Raw genomic sequence first — 24,350 nt, 5'->3', positions numbered from 1 at the left:
GTGTCTGTGACTGCTGACGTGAGCGATAAGGCTGGCAACCCTGCAACGCAGGCAAGCAACCCGATCAGCGTTGACACCACAGCACCGACAGCGACGCTTAGCATTGATGCGGTTACAGCGGACAACGTAATCAATAAGTCCGAATCCGAGCGCGACAACGTGCCGGTGACGGGTACGGTGGGGGGCGATGCGAAGGTGGAGGATATCGTCACCCTGACCGTCAATGGCAAAACCTTCACCGGCGAGGTCTACGACGACGAAGGCACGCTGCGCTTCAGCATCAATGTGCCGGGGGCTGATCTGGCGGCTGGTACGTCCATCTCCGCCAGCGTCACCACTCATGATGACGCTGGCAATGCGGGCACGGCCGATACCAACCGCACCTACTCGGTGGACATTGAAGCCACGATCACCATCACCGGCCCGCTGGCCGTTGACGATGTGATCAACGCGCTGGAATCGGACGAGAGTCTGACCATCACCGGCACGACCACGGGCGTGGAAGCAAACCAGCCGGTGGAGGTGGTCGTGGGCGGCAAGATCCACTACGCAACGGTGGGTACTGATGGCAACTGGACCGTGACGGTGCCTGCGGACAACGTGGGTGACCTGGCCGATGGCCCGTTGACGGTCACGGCAACGGTAAGCGACGAGGCCGGCAACGTAGCCTCGGACAACCATGCGGTCACGGTCGATACCGTGCAGCCAGGCGTGAAGGTGACTATCACCGACGCGGTGTTGAACATCGCCGATCCCAGCAGCGACCTGACCATCGTCTTCAGCGAAGTGCCGCACAGTGCCACGGGCGTCGCGTTGACATCCGAGCAGGTCAAGGCTCTGCTGAACTTGCCGGCGGGCGTGAGCGTGGGTGATCTGACCACCAGCAATGGCGGCCTGACCTGGACCGGCACTCTCACCGCCGACAGCGTTGTCAATGCGACTGACCTGACGGTAACGGTGCCGGCCAACAGCTACTACGACCAGGCGGGCAATGCCGGTACAGGCAACAGCGACAGCGTGACCGTCGATACCACTGCGCCGACCATCGACCAGGCTGCAATCGGCGACGGCAACCTGTCGCGCGATGAGGCGACCAACATCACCCTCAGCGGCACCACCACCGGTGTCGAGGCGGATCAGACCGTCACCGTGACCGTGACCGATGGGAACGGTGCCACCGTCGTTGTCACCGCCACCGTCGGTACCGATGGTAGTTACAGCACCACCGCCGACCTCACCGGTCTGGCCGATGGCCCGATCACCGTGTTGGCCGAAGTCACCGACAAGGCGGGTAACCCGGCCAATGACAGCGAGGGGGCCACCCTCGACCTGACCGCGCCGACCATCACCATCACCACGGTGGCGAGCGGCGATGACATCGTGCAGTGGGGCGAGAAGACTGGCAGCGGCATCACCGTCGCCGGTACGGTCACTGGCGTGGCCGAAGGCACTACCGTCACCGTGATCTTCAACGATGTGGATGGCAGCCCGATCGTCGTCACCGGCACGGTCGCTGCAGGCGGCACCTGGACGGCTCCGGTCACCCAAGCACAAGCTGCTTTGTTGAAGGACGGCAGCGCCAGCGCCACCGTCAGCGATGCCGCTGGCAACAGCGCGAACACCAGCCACACCTACACCGTCGCTGCGCCGCCACCGCCGGTCATCAACGGTTATGGCGACAACATCGACAGCGTGCAGAGCACCACGGTCGTCCCCGGCGCACCAACGCCTGCCACCACCATTGCTGGGCAGGTGCTGGGCGATTGGCACCAGCCGCAGGGCTTCACGCCTGTCAGCAATGAAGCTGGCGAACACGGCGTGTTCAGTATCGATGCAAACGGCCACTGGAGCTACCAGCTCAACACGGGTATCGAAGCCGAGTTGACCGCTTCGGCAGGTCCGTTGATGGACTACTTCACCGTTACGGGCGCAGACGGCAAGAACTATCAGGTCCAGGTTTCCACCCACGATGCGCAGGTGGAGGTCACCACCGTACTGCTGAAAAACATCGGTTCGGTCGGCAACAGCTACATCGATGACGGCCAGCTTGATGGCGTGGCCGCTGGCCAGACGATCGACTCCGGCAGCGTCACCGTCAACGGCGCGCCGGTTGCGATCGGCGAGGCCATTCGCGTGGCAGCCGGTGAAATCACCATCCACGCCGATGGCAGCTACACCCTGGAGCCGTACAGCAACAACACCGACATCGTGGTGGAATACACCGTCGGTGGTATGTCGCAGAGCCAGATCATCACCACCGCCGCCAATACCGTGAACTACAGCAATGACGTGCTTGGGGACATCACTGGCACGGTGGATCCGGCGCTGGTCAATGAGAATGGTGAGGTCACCTTGCGTCTGTACGCCAACAAGTTCACCACTTCAGATGAGATACAGGGCGTGCCTGGCTTCCCTAATGGTGCTGACGTGACCGTAACGGTGGACCCGAACACTGGCGCATGGACCATCAGTGCGGATCAGTTCCACGACGTGCTACAAACCATCTGGGCCGCTGGCCACCTTCGCAACGACAACATCTACCTACAGGTGAAGGCGGTCGACCCAGTGACTGGCAAGGCCAGCGAGGCCTCGCAGAAATACACCTTCGTCACCGATACCGTCGCGCCGGAAGCCACCAGCGTGGATTACGTCGAAGGTCAGAACGAAGTCACGGCACTGGTATCGGAATACGCTGGTCCGTTCGGTGATCAACAAGGCGCCAATACTGGTAACTTTGTGACCGTCACTTATAACGGCAACGTGGTTGGTACGGGTACGGTGGGCGACCGGATTGCCGGTACCGATTACCTGTCGATCAAGGTGGATCTGAATTCTAGCGGGCTGGGTCTAGCGGACGGGGAAACGTTCGACAGGTCGAAGCTCAAGGTTCACATCACCGACAGTGCAGGCAATATCGGCATCAGCAATGACCTTGTCATTGACCCAGAGGACTTGCTTGATCTGCCACCGGTCATGGTGACGGGCTATGGAGATGCCGTTTCTGGAGGCATACACAACGCCGATGTGATCAACGGCGGTGTGACCAACGACAACAAGGGCACAATTAAGGGCAGCATCACACTGGAGGAAGGGCATTCAGTTACCCACATCCTGGTGTACCTACACAACCTGTCCAACCCAATTATGATCAGCACTACGGCAGACGGCACTCCGCTCGCCGAGGCCACAGGTACGGTGACCTGGGAAGTACCGCCTGAGCGTCTGGGCCCACCGATCACCACCACTGGCTCCCTAGCCGATGGCGCCGTCACGGTGACGGCGCGTGCCTACAACGATGCCACCGGCCTGCGTGGAGAGGTCTCCAGCAACTTCACTATGACCGTGGATACCGCAGCGCCTACCGTGGATGTCGAGATCGACGCGGTCAAGCTGCTGGCTGGCCAGACTACCGATCTGAGCATCAAGTTTAGCGAAGTACCGTACAACGATGCCACCGGCACCGCACTGACGGCCGAGCAGGTCAAGGCATTGCTGAACTTGCCGACGCGCGTGAGCGTGGGTGATCTGACCACCAGCGATGGCGGTCACACCTGGACCGGCACCGTCACCCCGACGTCGGGCATGGCGGATGAAACGCTCACGATCAGCATCGATGCGGGCGGCTACCACGACCGTGCCGGTAATGTCGGTGGCGGCGACAGCGACAGTGTGCGTGTGGATACCCAGGCTCCGATGGTCACTGTCGAAATTGCGGATGGCGATCTGATCGCCGGTGAAACCACCACGGTGACCCTGACCTTCAGCGAAGTGCCGCACAACGCTTCGGGCCAGCCGCTGACGGCGGCGGAAGTCCGTGCATTGTTGGGCAACCCTGCCAATGTCAGCATCGGCAACCTGACCAGCAGCAACGGCGGCCTGACCTGGAGTGGCACCCTCACTCCGAATGCCAACTACGAGGGCAGCACCACCGTGACCGTGGGCAACGGCAGCTACTACGACAACGCCGGCAACGCCGGTAGTGGCAACAGCGACAATGTGGTGATCGATACCCGGCCGCCGAGCGCCGCCGATGACAGCGGTTCGGTCACCGAAACCAGCAACACCGTGCCGGGCGTTGGCTCGGCCAGCGGCAACGTGCTCAGCAACGACGGCAGTGCAGCCGGCACGGTGACCGGGTTCAAGGTCACCGTGGGCGGTGTCGAGTACACCGCAGCGCCGGGTGGGTCGATCACCACCACCTACGGCACCATCACCATCGGCACGAACGGTGCTTACACCTACACCCTGGACAACGGCCGCCAGGTCACCCAGGCGCTCAACAATAACGATCATCCTGTCGAGGTGATCACCTACACGGTGCGGGATGCGGCGGGCAACACCAACACCGCCAACCTCAACATCACCGTCAACGGCAGCAATGACGCACCGACGATTACGATCGATACCGCCAGCGAGCAGCCGCCGGTGAGCGGCGGCAATTTGGGCGATGGCCGGTTCTCCTCGGTTGGCACGGCAGGCGACAACAATTCCAGCACCAACACCATGACCTTCAACGTCGGCACTGGTGTGGACCCGTCCACGGTGCGCGCGGTGATTAACCTCGATCGGGTGGACAACACCTTCAGCCTGTTGGTCAACGGCCAGGATATTTTCAGTAACGGAACGGGTTCCACGACCATCTTCCAGCTGGAAAACGAAACCACCACCAGCACGGGGCAGCATGTCGTCACGCTGCGTTTTGCCGATGGCACCTGGCTGGGTGTAGGCAATCCCTGGACTGCCAATAGCAACGGCCTGCCGCGTTTCCAGATCATCATGACCGAGGACGGCGTGCGCTTCTATGCCACCCGCAACATGAACTCCACCGAGTTGGAGGAAATCTTCATCGGTACCCGAAACGGCACGAATTTCGCAACGATCTTCCCGCAAGGGTTGACCAACCCCGGGATGGGCGTACCGGATTTCGTGCCCGGCGGGAACACGGTGACCGTGGTCAATCCCAATGGCTCGGGCCAGGACCTGATTTCCGGTTATGTGAAGGTCACCACCGGTGGAACCTTCAGCATCAGCGATTGGGACAACGGCCAGGTCCAGTCCGCCGCCATCACTCTGCTGGGCACCCAGACCGGCGACAAGCTGATCACGGTGCTGCCGCTGGGCATCACTGCCAGCGAAACCACCGTCGACGGCAACAAGGTGCTGACTCTGACCGGCCCGGCCTCGCTGGCCGACTTCGAGGAGGCCATCCGCTCGGTGATGTTCCAGCCCGGCGCGGCGGGTGGCGAGCGCACCGTGCAGATCCAGTTGACCGATCCGAACGGGGCGCAGTCCAACGTGCTCAGCGGTAGCGTGAGCGCGGGGGCCACGACACTTGCGGCAAGCGGGGATGCAAGCGTGACCGAGTGGACCCAAGCCGGTTTCGAGGTGGCGGGCTACACCAACAACACGGCACTGTTCTTCGCTGGGCAGCCAACCAATGGGTTGCAGGTGGGCGAGACGTTGGATGTGGCGTTGGCGGCATCGACGGGTGTAGGTGCCAGGAACGTGAATGGGATTTTGGACGCCGCAAATACGCGTGGCAATGGCATCGGCGTGACCGGCGGTACAGGCGGTACCGATGCCCGTATCTCCGGCAACGAAAGCCTGGTGATCGATATCGGTTATGACGTTCAGTCCGCACGCCTGACCTTCACCAACTTCACCAATGGAGAAACCGCGCAGTGGTATGCCTATGACGCTGCCGGGGTGTTGGTTGCCAACGGATCGGTGAGTGGATCGGGCAATGGTAATAACAATGGTCAGAACACCACCCGGCGGGCCTTCGACCTCAATGGTATCGACGACGACTTCCGTTACCTGGTCGTGAAGGCGGGCGACGGCAACTTCCTGGTGGATGGACTGGAGGTGCAGGGTTCGACCAACACCTACACCATCGGCGAGTTCGATTACGGCACCTCGGGTATCGCCGGCAGGAGTGCATCTGCCGAAAGCTTCGTTGCCGATTCGTTCGATGATGATCTGCTGATAAGCGGTTTCGAGAATGACAGCCTAAATGGCGGTGCAGGAAGTGACATCCTCAATGGTGGTTCAGGTAACGATACCTTGATAGGTGGTTTGGGTTCAGACACAGCGATCTATGTGGTCTTAAATGCTGCCGATGCGACTGCTGGCAATGCTACCGATACATGGAAAGATTTCCATTTTGGTGACACTGCTACGGATAGCGAAGCTGACAAAATTGAGTTTAGCGCAGACTTCTTTACCGGATTGCTAGAGGATCACTCAAATATCGCAGACTATATCTCTGTAACTGAGGATGGCGATAATGTCGTAGTGTCGGTAGATCGTGATGGTTCGGCAACCGCCTATCATTCGACAGAATTACTGGTGCTTGAAAATCAAGCGGGTTTAACTTTGGAGCAGTTATTGGCAAACGGTCAAATCATCATCGGTTAATATCATATTAAGGGTGGCTTTCGAGTCACATACAAAGTACAGGGATGTGGATCATCCCTGTGCTTTGAGTTATTTATCCATTGGAGCGTATAACCTTGTGGTTTAGCACGAGGTTATACGCGACTGGCGTAAGTCATACGACAGGGAATGTCGTATTCAATTTCTTTATTCTTCATTACTTAGAAGTATTACTGTTAAAGGGCTTTGTTGCACAAAGATTTCATAACTATATGATTTTAAAAAGTTTTGATTATTTTTTGATCCAAAATTAAATTTATTTAAATCAGATGCTTACATATTTATGCAACAAAGCCTCTCTGATGTATAAAGCTCCAATACCTTTAGGGCCAAAAATTTTATGTGCAGAAAGGGAAAGAAAATCAATATTTAATTCATCCACATCAATTTTACTTTTAGATAAGATTGCGCGGCATCAACATGAAATTTGATATTTTTTTTGAAGCAAGCATCGCCAATTTCTTTGATAGGTTGAATAGATCCTAGTTCATTATTTACATGCATAATGCTAACAAGTACTGTATCTTCACGCATATGTGAAATAATATCTTGTGCTTTTACAATGCCATTTACTTGTGGTGCAATATAAGTGATTTCATAATCAAATTCTTTTTTTAAAAAATTACAAATAGATAAGACACATTTATGTTCGATAGTGCTTGTTATAATATGCTTGCCTTTTTTTGTGTTAGCGAGTAGATAACCTTTAATTGCTAAATTATTTGACTCAGATGCTCCACTCGTAAAAACTATTTCTTTTATATGCTCCAATTGACTCCGCAATTTTTCCACGGGCAATTTCTATTTTATCAGCAGAAGATTGGCCCATTTGATGAACAGAAGAAGGATTTGAGTAATCTTCTTGAAAAGAACGAAACAATTCTGTTTTAACAGAAGGGAGCAACGGGGTCGAAGCAGCAAAGTCTAAATAAACCATCTTCTACATAAATCCACGATTATGTTTTGATAATACATCTGGACGTCTTAGTTTTCAAAAAAAAATCATGGTATACGTCAAATTATGTCGTTGAATCACTTGCGCTTTATTTTAATAGTTTAGCCAGTTGGTATAAATTTTAATAAATGCAACTTAGCAAGCGACCCTGTGAGCTTCAACTTAAAAATGAGAGGACTTCACACCCTCTTCTGGAATTTTTTTCCACATGCTAAAGGCCATTACTTTGGTAACATTACTAACTGAAAAGCCAATTATCTTAGTAAGATAATTGGCTTAATTAGACTTTACTCTTATCCGATTATCCGATTATCCGATTATCCGATTATCCGATTATCCGATTATCCGATTATCCTCCCAATAACATGGCACTACAATCAAATTGTTTTCATGCAACCGCGACCATAATCGGACACCTAAATCCCGCTGTATATTCTGAAGTGTGAAATTGGAAATTAGCAGTGTGGACTTCATATTGTCATAACGGCTATACAGAACTTTATGTACCATCTCCAGACGTTTCTCATGTCGGTCATGTAAGCCATATTCATCAATCACCAATAAATCAAAACTGGAGAAATGTTTGATAACTTCCTTTTCAGAGCGTGAAGCATCTGACCAGGTGTCCATCATTTTTTGAGCAATTTCTGCACTGGTATAGTAGCGTGCAGATTTTGTGCTGTTATGCAGAATGTTGCGAATGATTGACGCACTCAGATGAGTCTTTCCTGTACCCGGTGTACCAATGAGCAGCAGGTTTGGATAATTGTCAGAAATAATCTGCTGTGCAAAAGCCTGACATAGTTTGATGGCATTGTCTTGTGCAGGACATGCAACTACATAATTCTTGAAGCCACGATCCAGGTAGCGTTTGTTGAGCCCTGAGTTTTTGATTTTCTGTTGTAGAAATCGCTGTTGCAGCTCATCTGCATAGGTTGCATGTGAGTGATGGACGGTTTCTTTCGCACATAATTTACAGAGCCTATGACCGGCAATTTCCATCAGGGGTATGTGATGGGTAGGGCAGAGTGTTTCTGTTGTTTCTGCGCGAAACTGGAGCGTTTTAAGCATGGTATTCATGATTATTCTCCTAAATCCATTTTGAATTTTCTAAAAAACTCTCATTTTTTTCTTCAAAATTTGAAGATGAAGATGAAGATGAAGATGAAGATGAAGATGAAGATGAAGATGAAGATGAAGATGAAGGGCATGGTTCAAGCATGACTTGAGTAATACTCGGGCTATGCTTATGATTTGCTTGAGCATTTACTTTCCGTTGCTTGGCTGATGCTTGAGCATTGCTTGCGGATTTCCCCCAACGTGCTTGAGCTGCATTTTTAGCTTTATCAGATTTCATTTGCTGATTTTGCAATGCCTGGCTTTTTAAACTGGTTAAAAAACTTGAATGAATCTGCTCAGATTCGATTTCAAACAATTCCAGGGCCAACAGCGTATTCAACAAAGTTTTAGCCTTGGTATGTTGCGATAATTTTGTGATGCTACATACTGTCGCTAGGTCATGAGGAATAGCACCATTTTTCCAGAAATCCATCATTAACAGCAGTGCTGCACCAATTTGTTCTGCTGTCATTCGTGCAAATTTCGCCTGTAAGTCGCCAATATAGAGTGGCATCCAAATTGAAATATCTTTATGCATGTGTCCACCTTTCTTATAGGTATAGAGAGCTAAGGTCATCAATTAGATGACCTTGTTATTTATTTGATCAGGAAGCTAAGCTCATTAACCGGAGACGAGCCTGTTGGGCCAGGTCATCGTAATGGGCTTCCCCTTCATCCAGCATTCGCTGTAACCAGAGTCTCAATGCTTGGTGATCATCGAAGCATTTATTGATTTCCAGCAAAAAGGCCAGATTATGCAGTTTGGGAATGTGTAGCTCATGGATTAATTCACGAGCGACTATATCTGCTTCAGGGCTGACGACCACACCACCAAAGAAAGCTTTACTATTCATGTGCAAGCTCCTCTGTATTTAGTTTTTCCAGCATGGCTTCAAATGCACTGCCATCGCGGCGCGTAACATTGGGGATGTAACGGCTATAGACCCGGAATAGCATTTCAGTCGTTGAATGTCCCAATTGACGTGCAATCCATTCAGGATTTTCACCCGCAGATAACCAAAGTGTGGCAGCTGTGTGACGTGTCTGATAAGCACGACGAGGCGTTAATCCTAAAAAGCGCAGGATAGGGTGCCATACACGCTTATTAACTAAACGGTAGTCTAGAGGACCACCATCACGGTTGCAGAAGACGAAGTCCGATTTTCCGTTGTTGAGGCTTTTCTGTTGCAGAAAGGCTTGGTACACCCGGTCATTCATCTGGATCGTGCGGTCAGAACCATACGTTTTGGTTCCACCAAGAACACCATTCACTAACGCTTCACGGATATGGATCTCACGACGTTGCAAGTCGATATTTTTCCATTGAAGGCCATCGATTTCACTGGTGCGCATACCCGTAAAAAAGCGGATGGTGTAATAGGGGCGGAAGTCTTCACGCACCGTGGTAAGAATTTTATGCACCTCTTCCAGAGAAAAAGGTGTGACTTCAATCTTGCTTTCCTTCAGATTGTTAATATTTTTATAAGGCGACTCAAACTCGTATCGTTCAGCCGCATCATTGAGTATCATACGTAAAGGCGTCATGATTTGATTAATCCGCGATGCTTTCAGACTTGTTTGATCTTTTCCGTGTGTCACTTTGGCGAGGGAAGCACGGAAGTTCAGCAAGTCTGACTTCTTGATTTTCGAGAGAACCTGATTACCAAAAGCAGGAATCAAATAATTTTTAATAATAATTGAAATCTTTTGTTGATAAGAAGTTCTCCATTCAACTTGTTTTTGTTTAAACCACACTTCAGTAAACTCTTTAAAAAGAGGAACCTTAGTTTGTACAGCGATTTGCTGACTTCTTTTTTCCTTAAATTCATCGACACGTTTACTTTTTGGAAAGTACTTTTCGTATTCAAAAGTTCCCAGTGTGATTTCTGCCTCAAGCTGCTCGAGACGTTTTTTCAAAATGCGACGGTTATAGGCATTGTCTTCAAGATTGGTTGTTTCTCTGCAACGAATGCCCATGTAGCGAAAGTCGGCAATCAGTTTGCCACTTCGTTCCCGGATGGTAGCCATCAGTTAAACCTCCTAAGCTTTATTGCAAGGCATCCATGCTTAAACCAGTGAATTTAAGCATTTCAGTTTCAATACGTTCCCAAACAAAAAGAATTTTGCGACCACCAAAAGGACGGATGTAGTGAACACCTTCAATAAAGACACTGTCCTTCAGCTGGTTGCGAATGGTACGAGCGTCGTACTGGATTTTTTCAGCCAGTTGCTGGGCTGTGAGATAGGTATATGACATAATAGAGCCTCATATTTTTTACTAGGTAACTAGGAAAAATTATTCCTAAGACATAAATTATCATATTTTTATGTTGTTGCAAGTACTTTTTATGATTTAACTAGGAAATTTTATGATTATTTCAAACTTGGCAGTTTTATTAGCAGAAAGGAAACTTAAGGTTGCTGATTTGGTGAGAAGTACTGGAATTAATAAATCTACTTTACATAAACTTTATAATGATGAATCTGTGCGGATTGATTTTGAGACAATTGATAAAATTTGTATTGCATTAGATGTAGAAGTTGGCGATTTATTGATTTTCAAGAAAATTGATAATAATCAAAATGATAATAGTTAGTTTGGTCACAATTGGTCACAATTGGTCACATCAAAAAGTGAAATGGTCACAAATTCTTGATCATTTGGTAAAAAACACCTTGTTTGGAAGAGAATAGGATAATTTTTTGCCTTCAAAAAAGCTCTGAAAGTGGTGATCGATTGAGGATATTTAAGGTCAATTGAGACCATTTTTATTGTCGTGGGCACGCCATGGTCACATCTTGGTCACAAAATACAAATTACATTAAGAATATTTTTTATTGAATCGAATAAAAAAGAAAAGAGGGTTTTCAAAAAACATAATAAAATCAACATGAAAAAAGCCCTAATCTTTCGATCAGGGCTTTTTGAATTTGGAGCGGGAAACGAGACTCGAACTCGCGACCCCAACCTTGGCAAGGTTGTGCTCTACCAACTGAGCTATTCCCGCAGGGTCGATCAATTTTTTACTTTAAAAAATGAACAAAAAAGAATTTGGAGCGGGAAACGAGACTCGAACTCGCGACCCCAACCTTGGCAAGGTTGTGCTCTACCAACTGAGCTATTCCCGCATGCCGTGTATAATACAGCATGCAAAAACAGGGTCAATAACTTTATGAAAAATCTTGTGTCGATTGCATAAAATAAAAGCAATATTCTCTGTGCTTCCAGACAATTAGACAAAATTTATGCAAAATTTAATGAAATCTCGGCACAATCAAATAATTGCAGACATTTCTTGCACCGAAATAGCGGATAGAACAGGGTATACTGGACCCATATCTTGAATCGGAGTCAGGCCATGAGCTTAGAACAACAACTGAAAGACCGTTTGGCACAATTGTCACCTACCTATCTGGAAGTCGTGAATGAATCTTCAGGTCATGGTGGATATTTCCCGGGTAAGGAATCGCATTTTAAGGCGGTGATTGTCAGCGAAGCTTTTGCTGGCCTGCGTGCGGTACAACGCCATCAAAAAGTCTATGCTGCGGCAGGTGATTTGCTTTCTAAAGATAAAATTCATGCCTTGGCAATTCATGCTTTCTTGCCTGAAGAGTGGACAGGACAGGACACGTCTAGTCCAGAATGTGCACATGCACCGAAAAACTAAGAGGATTTTATGGATACCCAGCTTTTAGTCAAGATTATTCATATGTCTGCGGCAGGACTGGCCATTGTGGCCATTCTTGCACGTGCTATTACCCTGTTTGTGGATACACAGGGCAATCAGCCGAATCCAAAAGCACGTGTATTTCTGGTCGCTTTGCAGCACCTGGTCATTAGCGTGATTGCCTTAACTGGGATTATTGCCCTGTTTTTAAAGAATTTTGATGTACAGCCTTGGTTTTATGCCAAAATCATTTTATTCCTGGTGCTAATTTCATCCCTGGGCAAAGCCTATAAAAAAGATGATTCAATCCTGTTGGTACAACGCCGTGCTGGCTTATTTATTGCTGTGGTTTCACTTATTGCGATTATGGTATTGGTCATGATCAAGCCGAATTTTGGCTAAATTATTCATCAGTCAATGAAGTAAAACATACTGATCATTAGAAAAATAAAGAGGGGTGTTTATGCATACTCGTGTGGTATTTAATCAGAAAGGTGGGGTAGGGAAATCGAGTATTGCAGTCAATCTGGCTGCAATCAGTGCGCATCAGGGGCTTAAAACCCTGTTGATCGATCTTGATCCGCAGGCAAACTCCAGCCAGTATTTACTAGGAGATGATGCAACTTATTCGAGTGACAAGCCGGCGCTAGAACCGAATATTGAAAACTATTTTGAAGATGTATTGGGGAACCAGCAGAGCAAAAGTTTAATTGGTAATGCGATTGGCTCCATTCTCAAGACCCGGGCTAAAGGGCTGGAAAGTTATCTGCATCAATCACCTTTTAAAAATCTGGATGTCATTCCGGCGAGTCCGAGTTTGGGCACGCTGGCCCATGCACTGGAATCCAAACATAAGATTTATAAGCTGCGCGATGCCTTGCAACCACTTGCTGAGCATTATGACCGGGTGTTTATCGATACTCCGCCGGCATTTAATTTCTTTACGCTTTCAGCACTGATTGCTGCAGACCGTGTCCTGATTCCGTTTGACTGTGATGTGTTTTCTAAACGGGCCTTACAAACTCTGATTGAAAATGTCATCGAAACTCAGGATGATCATAATGAACGTCTGGAAATTGAAGGCATCGTGGTCAACCAGTTTCAGGCTCAGGCAAAACTGCCGCGAGAAGTGGTACAGCAACTGAAAGATGAAGGTCTTCCGGTGCTGAACAGCATGTTGCCGCCCTCGGTGCTGATGAAAGAGTCGCATCAAAAAAATCAGCCATTAATTCACTTGGCAACTGATCATAAATTGACTCAGGCCTATCAATCATTGTTCAATGAGATAGAGCAGCATTAAGATCGAGTTAACTATGAAACTTGTGAAAATAAGCCTGGCGATCAGCATACTTAGCTTGTTGAGTGCCTGTGCAACGACGGTCAAACCGACCTATGTTTCACCGACCCATTATCAGACCCTCAACTGTCAGCAGCTTCAGGGTGAATACAACCGTATTCAGCAATATCTCGATAATGGTGTTGAGCCGCCTAAACGTACAGGTGTCGGCGTAGGGGTAGGCGTCGGTGGTGGCTGGGGCAGCCGTGGCGGTTGGGGCATTGGTCCGAGTGTATCAGTGAATATGGGACAGTCTTCCAATACCAAACGTACTGAAACGGCACGTCTACTGGGTGAACAGGAAGCTATTGTACAAGCTGCAAAATTTAAAGCTTGCCCAATTGTTGTCCGTCAAAACACCAATAAATAGCCATCTAGGTATCAAAAAAATGCTGACTTTAAGTTGGCATTTTTTCTATCTTGGAAGTGATTGGTCAAGTGACACAGTTCACAGTATTCACCAGAAAAAAATGACCGATGCGCATAAAATTTTGAAAGATCTCGTCTTGTGATCAGAACACGAGATTGGTTAAGGTAATCACCTTATCTGATATGTCTAACCACCATGATTGAAAACTGGCTCTTTGTTTTTGCAACAATAGCAGTGCTGATGATCCCTGGACCTGCCAATGCATTGGTGGCCAGTTCTGCCTATCAGCAGGGAACAGCCAAAACCAGTCTGTATATTCCCGTCATTCTGGTGGGGTATTTATATGCGATAAACGGGTGGGCTTTGCTGGTTCATCTGTTTTCACCGATCTGGCCCAGTTTTCAGGAACTGGTACATGTACTGAGCGCAATTGGTGTGGGCTGGATGACCTTTCATTTATTCAAAGCGCGGCAACTGGAACAATATAATCAGAGTCATCCTCAAATCCGTCCCTGGCAGATGTTTAAGGGAACCTTGAAAAATCCCAAAGCAGCGCTTCTGGCAACCGGAATCTTACCGCTCTCTACTTGGGAAAGTCCGAGTAACTTTGTTCTGATCTTTGCCATTTTTACTGGGATTGCCTTGCTGGTTGCGTTGTTCTGGATGATCTTCGGACAGGCGATTCTGGCGGGAGAGTCGGCAAAAAGAAAAGCCGACCTGATTTATAAAGGGTCGGCTCTGTTTTTACTGCTTTGTCTGGTGCCCTTGTTGATTAATTGGCTGGAGTAAATGTTTGCTCAACAGCTCTAGGCTTCTAGGCAATTTTATTTTTCTTGAGTTTCTGCTGAATAAAGCCAATCACACCTGGCATAACACTTAAAATAATGATGCCAAAAATCAGATGAGTGAAATTATCTTTGACGATTGGCATATTGCCGAATAGATAACCCAGGATCACAAATGAACTAATCCAGAGAAAGCCACCGATCATATTGTAAGTCAGGAAATATTTATAATTCATACTTCCCGCACCGGCAACAAAAGGTGCAAAGGTACGTGCAAAAGGAATGAAACGGGCAAAAATAATGGTTTTGCCGCCGTGTTTGACAAAGAACTGCTGGGTAGCCAGCAAATGTTTTTTATTAATAAAACGTGATTCAATCTCAAATACACGTGGTCCAATATATTTACCAATATGATAATTCAGGGTGTCGCCCAGCACTGCCGCAGTGAACAGTAGTGGAATCAGTACCCATGGATCCATAGCACCCGTTGAAGCCGCCAGCGCACCTGATGCAAATAACAGGCTGTCTCCCGGCAGGAACGGCATCACCACTAGTCCCGTTTCAACAAAAATAATCAGGAAAAGAATGCCATAAATCCAGATGCCGTAATTGGTAATGAATTCGAGCAGGTGATCATCAACGTGGAGGATAAAATCAAGCAGTTCCATAGGGAAAAAACAAGCGAAAAGGTGATCAAATCCTAACAGTCTGGGGCATGAAAGTCAGTACCGAAAAGGAAAATAATTGCCTGCTCATCCCTGATGGGTGAATTAAAAATTTATCTTACAAATTGGCGGTGAATTCCTGCAAAAACCGGCTTGGCATGAAAACGTCATTAAAATAAAAATTAAAAGGTGGCTCCCATGTTTAACCCTTAACGCCATCCAAGTGAAGACCGTAATAGAGGATAGAGGTAAGCGAAATAAACTTTCAATAGCCACTTAACTGGCCGATCTTAAAATGGTTGAAATCCAGATAGGGTGATAAATACGCTGAATTCTGTGGAGAGAAGGGAAGACTCCTCTGTTGAATCGAAAGCGTTATTCCATCTAAAAAAATAAACTGCTTAATTATTATGCTGATGGGAATAGTGTGCTTAAGCCTAATAAAAATGCTAGAATACGGCGCTTATCTTTCGTTTGCCTTTCATAGTTGTTTGTCATGACTACCAATACTCAAATTACTGAAGATCGTATCCTGATTCTGGATTTCGGTTCTCAATATAGTCAGCTCATCGCACGCCGTGTCCGTGAAGCTGGTGTATATTCTGAAATGTATGCCTATGACATGTCTGAAGAAGACATTCGCGCATTTAATCCAAACGGTATCATCTTGTCTGGTGGACCTGAAAGTGTTCACCTGGAAGGCAGCCCGCGTGCGCCGCAAGTGGTATTTGAGTTAGGTGTACCTGTACTGGGTATCTGTTATGGCTTGCAAACCATGTGTGAACAACTTGGCGGTAAAGTTGAGCCAGGTACTGTACATGAGTTCGGTTATGCAGAAGTGGATATCGTGGTACGTGACCAGCTGATTGGTCAGCTGCAAGACCGTGAAAACCAGCTGCATGTCTGGATGAGTCATGGTGACAAGGTTGCACGCATTCCAGAAGGCTTCCAGGTGACTGCAAGCACATCAAGCTGCCCGATTGCCATGGTGTCTGATGAAACCCGCCGTTTCTATGGGATCCAGTTCCACCCTGAAGTGACACATACTTCGAAAGGTGCAGAATTACTGTCTAACTTTGTACACCAGATTTGTGGTTGTCGTGGTCTGTGGACACCAGAACATATTATTGACCTGCGTGTAGAACAGCTTCGTGAACAGATTGGCGATGAAAAAGTATTGTTAGGTCTTTCAGGTGGTGTGGATTCATCAGTTGTAGCGGCACTTCTACACAAGGCAATTGGCGATCAGTTGACTTGTGTATTTGTAGACAACGGTCTGCTTCGTTTGAACGAAGGCGATCAAGTGATGCAGATGTTTGCAGACAACATGGGGATCCGCGTGATCCGTGCTGATGCTGAAGATCGTTTCCTTTCTGCATTGGCTGGAGAAGTTGATCCAGAGAAAAAACGTAAAATCATCGGTCGTGAATTTATTGAAGTCTTTGCTGAAGAAGCGCGTAAGCTCGATGGCGTAACCTTCCTTGCACAAGGTACGATTTATCCAGACGTGATTGAATCTGCTGCCAGCAAACAAGGTAAGGCACATGTCATCAAGTCGCACCACAACGTAGGTGGCTTGCCAGAAGATTTGGCATTTGACCTGGTTGAACCATTGCGTGACCTGTTTAAAGATGAAGTACGTAAATTAGGTACGACTCTAGGCTTGCCACACAGCATGATCTACCGTCATCCGTTCCCAGGTCCAGGCCTTGGTGTTCGTATCTTAGGTGAAGTGAAAAAAGAATATGCTGATATTCTTCGCCTTGCTGATGACATCTTCATGCAAGAACTTCGCGCAAGCGGCTGGTACGACAAAACTGCTCAAGCTTTTGCCGTATTCCAACCAGTGAAATCTGTGGGTGTGGTCGGTGATGGCCGTCGTTATGCATGGGTAATTGCACTTCGTGCAGTTGAAACCATCGACTTTATGACAGCGCGTTTTGCACATCTTCCATATGACCTGGTAGACCGTATTTCTACACGTATCATGAACGAAATTGCTGAAGTTTCTCGTGTGGTGTATGACGTTTCATCTAAGCCACCAGCAACAATTGAATGGGAGTAATTTAGGGATTTCAAGAAGCAACGCTTCTTGCCTAAATTATGCCAAGAGCTGTGCTCGCGGCAGTGTCTGACGGTTCAGATATATCCTTATAAAAAGAGCGCTTCGGCGCTCTTTTTTTATTATCTTTCAAATGACATTTAAACCGGTTTAACCTGCCAGTTTTGAAGTTCTCCAAGCAAGCTCTGATCCAGTTCAGGATCATAACATTCCACTCTGTTCCGACCATTGGCTTTAGCCTGATACAGGGCAATATCAGCCTGTTTAATCAGCGCCATTAAATCCGTTTCACTACTTTCCAGAATGGCCGCACCAATTGAAACGGTGAAATCAAGACGATGCCCATGTTCCAGATTGACCACAATATTCTCGATTTTGTATCTTAAACGCTCGGCAATTTTTAACGCATCATCCAGTGAAGTTTCAGGAAGGCATGCGATAAATTCTTCACCCCCATACCGTGCCAGCACATCATGGCGCCGCATTTCATTACGTGTGGTCTGCGCAATCATCTGGAGTACCTGATCTCCAACATCATGTCCATAATGGTCATTGATCTGCTTAAAATGATCGACATCAAAGACCAGCAAACTGATTGGAGCAGGCTGTTTAAGATTCTTTCGGATCAGCTGTTGCACCAGATATTTAAAACAGCGTCTATTATTCAGGCCTGGCAGCGAGTCAGTATGGGCGAGATTTTCAAAGGTCTGACGGTGATATTCATTCAGGGTGTGTTGCAGGAATACCAAACGGGATTTTAGTGTAGAGTTCCAGCTGATATATAAACTGAAAGTCAAAACCGGCATATAGATCAGGGAAAACAAGAACATCTGGTACAGGTTAGCTTGGGTATTGAAATACACACCGATATAAATCACCAGTGTAATCAGACCGGAATTAATCAGGCTAGGCCAGAAGCGGATCTGCACACATAAATTGGCCAGGACAATAAAGACCAGTGAAGCATATTGATAAATGAGCGTATGCGGACTTTCAGACTGATTCAGATTAAAAAACCAGATTGCACTTGCTCCGATAATCGAGGTCGGCAACAGCAGGTCAAATACAGGCAAATTCCGGTAAAAATGATACATCCAGATGGTTATCAGCACGATCACCAAGGTATAGCCTAGTTTGGTCAGAATGAGCAAATTCATAATGTCATTCAGTACCAGAATATCGGCAAGGGTGTAGGAGGCATATGCCACCTGTGCAAATAGGTTTACCTACAACAAATATTTTAGAGTGAGCTGTTTCTGATGCCTAAAGTAGGCAGGTTTTAAAGACCCAGGAATACGAACAAGAGGATCGTGAAGGGCATCCTGAAGCAGGAGGCGAGCTTCTTCTTCATATTTATCTGGCATATCGCCTTCCCACATTAAATCCAAAGAAATGAATAAGATGAATATTTATATTTGTATGAAAAATATTCTATTCTTTTAGAAATTATTTGAAAAGCATCACAAACAGATTTAGGCCTAATTCTTAAATTCTTGTCTAATAATCTTGATTTTGCTATCAGATTACAAAGCAGACCAAGACTGTTTCGCTTTATGATGAGCGCCAGACTGCTCCTGTTTATTCAAAGGTTTAAATACATTCCAGGGATTTGGAGAGAGCGGTTTAGTCGGTTGCAGCATATTAGGATGATAGACCCTAATCCGGTTTCTTCCCGCTTTCTTAGCTTCATAAAGCGCAATATCTGCATGCTTAATCAGGTCTTCAAGCTCCTGTTGCGGAGATTCAAGTTCAGCAATACCGATAGAAATCGTGAACTGGATTTTCTGGTCAGAATTGATGTGCATCACCTGCTTTTGAATCGAACAGCGAATCCGTTCTGCAATCATCAGGCAGTCCTGTAGCTGGGTATCTTCCAGCAAGGCAATAAATTCTTCTCCACCAAAACGTGCCAGTACATCGCTAGAGCGCATTTCTTTACGGGTAATTTCAGCAATCAGTTGTAGCACCCGGTCACCCACATCATGGCCATAATTGTCATTGATTCTCTTGAAATAATCGACATCAAACATCAATAGGCAGGTGCTGGCAGGCTTTGGCCATTGATGGATTGAACGTTCCGCCATATCCACAAAATGACGACGATTAAATAACTGCGTCAGATCATCAGTATGAGCAAGATTTTTTAAGGTTTGATAGTTCCATTCATCCAGCAAAGTGCGTAAAAAAGAGCGCCGTATGTTGATGATATTATTCCAGTTGATATAAATACTAAACGCCCAGAGAGGCGTGAAAACAACGGCGAAAATAAAGGCCTGCGATAGACTCATGAGATGAGTCACCCCAATCATGATAAACAGGGCGATAAAAATAGAACAATACAGCGCACCCTTAAACTCGGTCTGTACACAGAGATTGGTAATTAAAACAAAGATCGCAGAGGCATAGATATAAGTTGACACATGCGGGCTACTCGACAGCAGGAGCAGGCTAATCCAGGTCGCTGCAGCCACAGTCGTGCCCACAGGCAAAATCATGTCCAGAACCCGGATATTCTTTTGATGCTTAAACAGGTAATAGCAGCAAAACATGACAGCAATGACCAGTGATACCCGGATCAGGCCAGACAGGAAAAACATGTCAGGAATAATAAAAATATCGGCAAAGAAATACAGCAAAAAGGCGATCTGCGCCATGTAATTAATCTGGCGAAGATTTTGATGACGATGCACATAAAGATAGTTATAAAAGTACTGCTGGAATTGCGCAGGAATAGGTGCAGCGCGATGTACAAGCGCATCTTCAATTAACTGGCGATTTTGCAGATCACATTCGGCCAACTTTAATGATCTATCTGTGGTCGAGTTTTGAAAAGACATATTCGCCGTTGAATATATATTTTCATTCGAGGATGACATGTCCTGATCCAATCTTATTTTTATTGGGTCCTATTATGGACCAAATGAATAAAAAAAAATCTCCCTAGAATCAGGGGGTAGTACGAATTTTAAAAAGAAAACGTAACAAAATTTTTGTTTTGTAAATATGAAGCTATACGGATCACATTTTTATAGATTGCTGATTTTAATCATTTATATCAATAAAAATAGGCGTTTCACGTGAAACATGAGTATGATGAATAAGTTGATTTAAACGAACTGATGTAAGGTGCTTGAATGATTATATGATTCATCACCAAGATCTTGATTACAGGATTTGGAAGAATGAAGCCTTTAAGCATTTGAACTGTTCTGATGAGTAGCACATTTTATACGTATCGAAATATTTCTAAAGATAGATTTTGTGGGTAGACGCGGTACATTGTTCTATGAGGTAGACATCTTATGATGATCAGGGAAAGATGTCTTGATGCAGCATATAGCCAGAATGAACTTGCCGAGGTCAGCTCAACCATGTCGAATAATAATGATATTGAACTGTCAAATTCAGATGATTGTGAAAAGTATATCAATCAGTTCATACAGGAAGTTCCTTTACGGCGTGCGGAAATCGGGCAGGGAACTGTCATTAAACGCGCTTTACCGAGTCGGTATAAACGCATGATTGGTGCCTGGTGTTTTCTGGATCATGCCGGTCCCACTCAATTTCCTCAGGGAGATGGCCTGGATATCGGACCGCATCCGCATATTGGCCTGCAAACTTTTACCTGGATGATTGAAGGCACCATGATGCACAGTGACAGCTTGGGTAACCGGCAATTGATCCGGCCGAAACAGGTCAATCTGATGACTTCAGGCTATGGCATTTCGCATACAGAGGTTTCACCGGAAACTGAAACCAAGATGCATGCAGCACAGCTCTGGATCGCCCTACCTGATGACAAGATCAATATGGCTCCCGCGTTTGATCATTATCCGGAATTACCTGTGATCGAAGAACAAAGCATTCAATGTACGGTCCTGGTCGGGGAATTCCTAAATACACAATCCCCGGTTAAAGTGCATACCGAACTTTTGGGGGTGGATCTATTTGCTGCTGAAAGTACCCGTGCCCATTTGAGTTTAGATCCAAGATTTGAATATGGCTTTATGGCCCTTGAGGGTCTGGCAAGTATTAATGGGCATGAACTGACTGAAGATAATATGGTGATTCTTGAGCCGGGATTACAGTATGTAGATGTCGAAATTCATGCGGGTGGGCGAATCTTGCTGATTGGTGGAGAGCCATTTGAAAGCCCTATTTTATTATGGTGGAATCTGGTTGGTCGTGATGTGGAAGAACTGAAGCTGGCCCGTGAACAGTGGATGATGGGGCACCCGCGTTTTGGCACCATTCCAAGCTATGATGGGCCGCGTATGGAAGCACCAGCATTTCCGGAACATATGCGTGCTTCTCGATAAATCTTTCATATAACTATAAGAACAAAGGATCAGTATGGCCCGTATCGCACTTGCCAAAATACAGAGCTTAACCATACCGTGGCAGGGAGAAATCAGTCATGGTCAGCATCATTATCTAACCGATAAACCGGAATCCTTCGGTGGGCAGGATGCAGGTCCTGCACCTTATGATCTGCTTTTAGGCAGTCTGATCTCTTGCACCATGATTACGTTGCGCATGTATGCCAAACATAAGGACATTGAACTGGGCGACTTTCAGGTTGAAGCAGAATTCTTTGCCAATAAAGAAGGACAGGAATGGATTGAACGACGCTTAAGTTTCGATATTACTCATGATTCGGCTTTGCAGCAGAAAATTCTGGAGATTTGTGCCAAAACCCCGGTGACCAAAACCCTGTTACGCAGTCTGGAGATCCGCACTAGCCTGATTTAAGCTAAAAGAGAGTACGCTATATCCGGTAGGGAAAATGTAAGTAGACTGATAAACTCTTTAGTTAGAGCCAGACTTTTTGCTATGCTCACGCAGTAATAACAATAAAATCATGAGTCTAATATGCGTGTTTTACATCATCTCGAACAATCAAGATCATTTCGAATCATGTGGGCCTTGGAAGAGCTGGAACTTGATTATGAGATCAAGTATTACAAACGCCTGCCTAACTATTCTGCTCCGCCTGCTTTGAAACAGGTTCATCCTCTGGGTAAAGCCCCGATTCTGGAAGATCAGAATCTGGTACTGGCTGAGTCTGCCGCCATTCTGGAGTATCTCCAAGAAACCTATGATTCGACCCATCAGTTTCAGCCGATCAGTGCCGAGAACAAGGCGCAATACCGCTACTGGATGCATTATGCAGAAGGGTCTTTGATGCCTTTGCTGGTCATGCAACTGGTGATGACTAAAGTTCCTGAGCAAGTGCCATTTTTAGTTCGTCCGGTTGCTAAAACAATTTGTGAAGGAGTGAAAAAGCAGTTTGTACAAAGCCGTCTAAAAGACCATATCCAGTTTCTGGAAGATCATTTAAGCCAGCATGAATATTTTGCCGGTCGTTTCAGTTTTGCGGATATCCAGATGAGCTTCCCACTTGAAGCCATGCAAAGCCGTACCGGTAAAAGCTATCCGGCGATTCAAGCCTATCTGGAACGGATCTCGCATCGTGCGGCTTATTTCCGGGCCTTATCCAAGGAGCAGGCATTAAAGTCTTAAAGCCTTCGCTAAAAAAGAAAAGGTGCGATTTGCACCTTTTTTTATTTTTGAATCAGTCTGGGAAACTGAGACGTTCTTTAGGGAAAATCACCTTAAAGGTGGATCCCTGATTTTCATGGGAATCAATTTCGAGCTGAGCCTGATGTTGCATCAGTACATGCTTCACAATCGCCAGACCCAGTCCTGTGCCACCAGTACGGCGGCTACGGTCAGAATCTACCCGGTAGAAACGTTCAGTCAAGCGAGGCAAGTGTTTAGGATCAATCCCAATTCCGGTATCTTCTACGACAAAATAGGCCGATTCACCATCATCATGCCAGCCCATGGTGACAGTTCCACCTTTAGGCGTGTACTTGATAGCATTGGTAATCAGGTTACTGAAGGCACTGGCAATTTCCATATCTGAGCCGATCAGGTCACAGTGACTGTCAATATCCAGATTTAGGGTATGGCCATAATCCACGTTATAGGCTTGCGCATCATCAAACAGCTGGTTCATCAGATTCGGCATATCAATAATCTGGTTCTTGGCAATATTCTTGTCATTTTCCAGACGGGATAGCAGCAACAGGTCATTCACTAGTGCATTCATGCGACGAGTCTGGGACTGCATCTGGTCAAAGGCGCGTTTCCAGCGCGGGCTAATATCTTCCTGATCGGTAAAGGTTTCGATATAACCACTGAGCACAGTTAACGGCGTACGCAGTTCGTGCGAAATATTATCGACGAAGTCCTTACGCATCTGTTCCAGATTATGCATCCGGGTCACATCATAAGCGACCAGTAAGCGGCTTTCACCGCCAAAACGGGTCATTTTGATTTGCACATAATGATCTTCGAATATCGAAGACTTCATTTTAAGGCCATCAGGTGCATCATCAATATGATGATAGTAATCAATGAAATTTGGCTGACGTAACAAACTCAGGATATTGCGGCCGCGATCTTCCTGACCAATCCCCAGTAACCGTTCTGCCGCCGGATTCCACCATTCAATCTGCTGGTTTTCATCAATCAGTACCACAGCCTCTTGTAGGGCGACTAGCGAGGATTGAGCACGGTCAATCAGCTCGACCATTTCAGCCTGAACGACACGTTCCTGACGCTGGGCCCGATAGACATTGAACAGTAAAGCCCCCCAGATCCCGTTAATATTTGGCGGTACATCATAGGGACGGTTCGAGATCCATTCATTGACCAGGTAGAGTGAACGCAACTGTGTGCCAAAGAAGGCAACAAAGGCCAGAACGATACAGATCCAGAAATAGCCGATGCCTAGGCCAATACAACTGGCAATCACCAGGAAGAGAAGAAGGAGACGTAAATCTTGCTTGGCAAAATCCCATAGGCTGCTGTAACGGAGTCTTTTGTGCTCGTGTGACAGTTCGGGAACAGGATAGGGCTCATACATAAAACAAGATTTACCTAAAAA

General features: G+C 46.9%; 20 protein-coding genes, 2 tRNA genes and 1 pseudogene. 11 read left to right on the top strand and 12 right to left on the bottom strand.

The window, feature by feature from the left end; all coding sequences use genetic code 11:
• Positions 1-18: 18 nt before the first annotated feature.
• Positions 19-6,417, top strand: coding sequence for an Ig-like domain-containing protein (locus FTV14_RS09025; protein WP_180053791.1), 6,399 nt, complete (start codon positions 19-21; stop codon positions 6,415-6,417).
• Between the two features lie 283 nt (positions 6,418-6,700).
• On the opposite strand, the pseudogene FTV14_RS09020 reads toward FTV14_RS09025, so the two are convergent.
• The 6 genes and pseudogenes from FTV14_RS09020 to FTV14_RS08995 all read right to left on the bottom strand — a co-directional run bounded on the left by FTV14_RS09020 (position 6,701) and on the right by FTV14_RS08995 (position 10,766).
• Positions 6,701-7,372: pseudogene (locus FTV14_RS09020) on the bottom strand (cysteine desulfurase family protein).
• Positions 7,373-7,723: 351 nt separating this feature from the next.
• Complete coding sequence (locus tag FTV14_RS09015; protein ID WP_180053790.1) at positions 7,724-8,470, bottom strand: ATP-binding protein; 747 nt, start codon at positions 8,468-8,470, stop codon at positions 7,724-7,726.
• Positions 8,471-8,480: 10 nt separating this feature from the next.
• Complete coding sequence (locus tag FTV14_RS09010; protein WP_180053789.1) at positions 8,481-9,047, bottom strand: DUF1376 domain-containing protein; 567 nt, start codon at positions 9,045-9,047, stop codon at positions 8,481-8,483.
• A 67-nt stretch (positions 9,048-9,114) separates the two neighbouring features.
• Positions 9,115-9,363, bottom strand: a complete 249-nt coding sequence (locus FTV14_RS09005; protein ID WP_180053788.1) for a hypothetical protein — start codon at positions 9,361-9,363, stop codon at positions 9,115-9,117.
• Entirely contained in the window at positions 9,356-10,537 is a 1,182-nt protein-coding gene (locus FTV14_RS09000; RefSeq protein WP_180053787.1) for a site-specific integrase, read from the bottom strand. Before FTV14_RS09000 ends, FTV14_RS09005 begins: the two co-directional genes overlap by 8 nt.
• Before the next feature lie 19 nt (positions 10,538-10,556).
• Complete coding sequence (locus FTV14_RS08995; protein WP_000122748.1) at positions 10,557-10,766, bottom strand: hypothetical protein; 210 nt, start codon at positions 10,764-10,766, stop codon at positions 10,557-10,559.
• A gap of 112 nt (positions 10,767-10,878) precedes the next feature.
• On the opposite strand from FTV14_RS08995, the gene FTV14_RS08990 reads away from it, so the two are divergent.
• Positions 10,879-11,106: a helix-turn-helix transcriptional regulator gene (locus tag FTV14_RS08990; RefSeq protein WP_005094613.1), complete on the top strand. Its 228-nt coding sequence runs from the start codon at positions 10,879-10,881 to the stop codon at positions 11,104-11,106.
• A 335-nt stretch (positions 11,107-11,441) separates the two neighbouring features.
• Here FTV14_RS08990 and FTV14_RS08985 read toward each other — a convergent pair.
• A tRNA-Gly gene (locus tag FTV14_RS08985) sits at positions 11,442-11,517 on the bottom strand.
• A 45-nt stretch (positions 11,518-11,562) separates the two neighbouring features.
• A tRNA-Gly gene (locus FTV14_RS08980) sits at positions 11,563-11,638 on the bottom strand.
• 230 nt (positions 11,639-11,868) lie between these two features.
• Here FTV14_RS08980 and FTV14_RS08975 point away from each other — a divergent pair.
• The 5 genes from FTV14_RS08975 to FTV14_RS08955 all read left to right on the top strand — a co-directional run bounded on the left by FTV14_RS08975 (position 11,869) and on the right by FTV14_RS08955 (position 14,672).
• The gene (locus FTV14_RS08975; RefSeq protein ID WP_004780643.1) at positions 11,869-12,177 is read left to right on the top strand and encodes a BolA family transcriptional regulator; all 309 of its coding nucleotides are present in this window, start codon (positions 11,869-11,871) and stop codon (positions 12,175-12,177) included.
• 9 nt (positions 12,178-12,186) lie between these two features.
• Positions 12,187-12,579 (top strand): SirB2 family protein, encoded by a 393-nt coding sequence (locus tag FTV14_RS08970; protein ID WP_159124117.1) that lies wholly within the window; start codon positions 12,187-12,189, stop codon positions 12,577-12,579.
• Positions 12,580-12,640: 61 nt separating this feature from the next.
• Entirely contained in the window at positions 12,641-13,477 is an 837-nt protein-coding gene (locus FTV14_RS08965) for a ParA family protein (protein WP_034704678.1), read from the top strand.
• Positions 13,478-13,490: 13 nt separating this feature from the next.
• Positions 13,491-13,883 carry a hypothetical protein gene (locus FTV14_RS08960; protein ID WP_004780647.1) on the top strand — a complete coding sequence of 131 codons (393 nt, stop codon included), beginning with the start codon at positions 13,491-13,493 and terminating at the stop codon, positions 13,881-13,883.
• Positions 13,884-14,078: 195 nt separating this feature from the next.
• A complete protein-coding gene (locus FTV14_RS08955) occupies positions 14,079-14,672 on the top strand; it encodes a threonine transporter RhtB (protein ID WP_166134737.1) in 594 nt (197 codons plus the stop codon).
• Between the two features lie 25 nt (positions 14,673-14,697).
• Here the strand turns inward: FTV14_RS08955 and FTV14_RS08950 are convergent, their stop codons facing one another.
• Complete coding sequence (locus tag FTV14_RS08950) at positions 14,698-15,336, bottom strand: DedA family protein (protein WP_034704672.1); 639 nt, start codon at positions 15,334-15,336, stop codon at positions 14,698-14,700.
• 493 nt (positions 15,337-15,829) lie between these two features.
• Here FTV14_RS08950 and guaA point away from each other — a divergent pair, with 493 nt between their 5' ends.
• Entirely contained in the window at positions 15,830-17,398 is a 1,569-nt protein-coding gene (guaA, locus tag FTV14_RS08945) for a glutamine-hydrolyzing GMP synthase (RefSeq protein WP_179992737.1), read from the top strand.
• A gap of 137 nt (positions 17,399-17,535) precedes the next feature.
• On the opposite strand, the gene FTV14_RS08940 is transcribed toward guaA, so the two are convergent.
• Together FTV14_RS08940 and FTV14_RS08935 are read right to left on the bottom strand one after the other, a co-directional pair.
• Positions 17,536-18,603: a GGDEF domain-containing protein gene (locus FTV14_RS08940; protein ID WP_373688483.1), complete on the bottom strand. Its 1,068-nt coding sequence runs from the start codon at positions 18,601-18,603 to the stop codon at positions 17,536-17,538.
• 315 nt (positions 18,604-18,918) lie between these two features.
• Positions 18,919-20,271 (bottom strand): GGDEF domain-containing protein, encoded by a 1,353-nt coding sequence (locus tag FTV14_RS08935; RefSeq protein ID WP_166138987.1) that lies wholly within the window; start codon positions 20,269-20,271, stop codon positions 18,919-18,921.
• Positions 20,272-20,766: 495 nt separating this feature from the next.
• On the opposite strand from FTV14_RS08935, the gene FTV14_RS08930 reads away from it, so the two are divergent.
• From FTV14_RS08930 to FTV14_RS08920, 3 genes are all read left to right on the top strand, one after another.
• Positions 20,767-21,714 carry a pirin family protein gene (locus FTV14_RS08930; protein ID WP_180053792.1) on the top strand — a complete coding sequence of 316 codons (948 nt, stop codon included), beginning with the start codon at positions 20,767-20,769 and terminating at the stop codon, positions 21,712-21,714.
• A 34-nt stretch (positions 21,715-21,748) separates the two neighbouring features.
• Positions 21,749-22,147: an OsmC family protein gene (locus FTV14_RS08925; protein ID WP_159124123.1), complete on the top strand. Its 399-nt coding sequence runs from the start codon at positions 21,749-21,751 to the stop codon at positions 22,145-22,147.
• Between the two features lie 120 nt (positions 22,148-22,267).
• On the top strand, positions 22,268-22,918 hold the full coding sequence (locus FTV14_RS08920) for a glutathione S-transferase (RefSeq protein WP_179992735.1): 651 nt from the start codon (positions 22,268-22,270) through the stop codon (positions 22,916-22,918).
• A 52-nt stretch (positions 22,919-22,970) separates the two neighbouring features.
• Here the strand turns inward: FTV14_RS08920 and phoR are convergent, their stop codons facing one another.
• Positions 22,971-24,329, bottom strand: a complete 1,359-nt coding sequence (gene phoR, locus FTV14_RS08915; RefSeq protein WP_179992734.1) for a phosphate regulon sensor histidine kinase PhoR — start codon at positions 24,327-24,329, stop codon at positions 22,971-22,973.
• Positions 24,330-24,350: the final 21 nt, after the last annotated feature.

This window comes from Acinetobacter sp. YH12236, from assembly GCF_013417645.1.
Taxonomy (GTDB): domain Bacteria; phylum Pseudomonadota; class Gammaproteobacteria; order Pseudomonadales; family Moraxellaceae; genus Acinetobacter.
This window is presented reverse-complemented; position numbering and strand designations above follow the sequence as displayed.

Bases quoted from the DNA above. Each gene is read 5' to 3' on its own strand.
- FTV14_RS09005 (WP_180053788.1), bottom strand. From the start codon at position 9,363: ATGAATAGTAAAGCTTTCTTTGGTGGTGTGGTCGTCAGCCCTGAAGCA.
- FTV14_RS09010 (WP_180053789.1), bottom strand. From the start codon at position 9,047: ATGCATAAAGATATTTCAATTTGGATGCCACTCTATATTGGCGACTTA.
- phoR (WP_179992734.1), bottom strand. From the start codon at position 24,329: ATGTATGAGCCCTATCCTGTTCCCGAACTGTCACACGAGCACAAAAGA.
- FTV14_RS08950 (WP_034704672.1), bottom strand. From the start codon at position 15,336: ATGGAACTGCTTGATTTTATCCTCCACGTTGATGATCACCTGCTCGAA.
- guaA (WP_179992737.1), top strand. From the start codon at position 15,830: ATGACTACCAATACTCAAATTACTGAAGATCGTATCCTGATTCTGGAT.
- FTV14_RS08930 (WP_180053792.1), top strand. From the start codon at position 20,767: ATGTCGAATAATAATGATATTGAACTGTCAAATTCAGATGATTGTGAA.
- FTV14_RS08990 (WP_005094613.1), top strand. From the start codon at position 10,879: ATGATTATTTCAAACTTGGCAGTTTTATTAGCAGAAAGGAAACTTAAG.
- FTV14_RS09015 (WP_180053790.1), bottom strand. From the start codon at position 8,470: ATGAATACCATGCTTAAAACGCTCCAGTTTCGCGCAGAAACAACAGAA.
- FTV14_RS08975 (WP_004780643.1), top strand. From the start codon at position 11,869: ATGAGCTTAGAACAACAACTGAAAGACCGTTTGGCACAATTGTCACCT.
- FTV14_RS08960 (WP_004780647.1), top strand. From the start codon at position 13,491: ATGAAACTTGTGAAAATAAGCCTGGCGATCAGCATACTTAGCTTGTTG.
- FTV14_RS08995 (WP_000122748.1), bottom strand. From the start codon at position 10,766: ATGTCATATACCTATCTCACAGCCCAGCAACTGGCTGAAAAAATCCAG.
- FTV14_RS08955 (WP_166134737.1), top strand. From the start codon at position 14,079: ATGATTGAAAACTGGCTCTTTGTTTTTGCAACAATAGCAGTGCTGATG.
- FTV14_RS08935 (WP_166138987.1), bottom strand. From the start codon at position 20,271: ATGTCATCCTCGAATGAAAATATATATTCAACGGCGAATATGTCTTTT.
- FTV14_RS08970 (WP_159124117.1), top strand. From the start codon at position 12,187: ATGGATACCCAGCTTTTAGTCAAGATTATTCATATGTCTGCGGCAGGA.
- FTV14_RS08925 (WP_159124123.1), top strand. From the start codon at position 21,749: ATGGCCCGTATCGCACTTGCCAAAATACAGAGCTTAACCATACCGTGG.
- FTV14_RS09000 (WP_180053787.1), bottom strand. From the start codon at position 10,537: ATGGCTACCATCCGGGAACGAAGTGGCAAACTGATTGCCGACTTTCGC.
- FTV14_RS08920 (WP_179992735.1), top strand. From the start codon at position 22,268: ATGCGTGTTTTACATCATCTCGAACAATCAAGATCATTTCGAATCATG.
- FTV14_RS08965 (WP_034704678.1), top strand. From the start codon at position 12,641: ATGCATACTCGTGTGGTATTTAATCAGAAAGGTGGGGTAGGGAAATCG.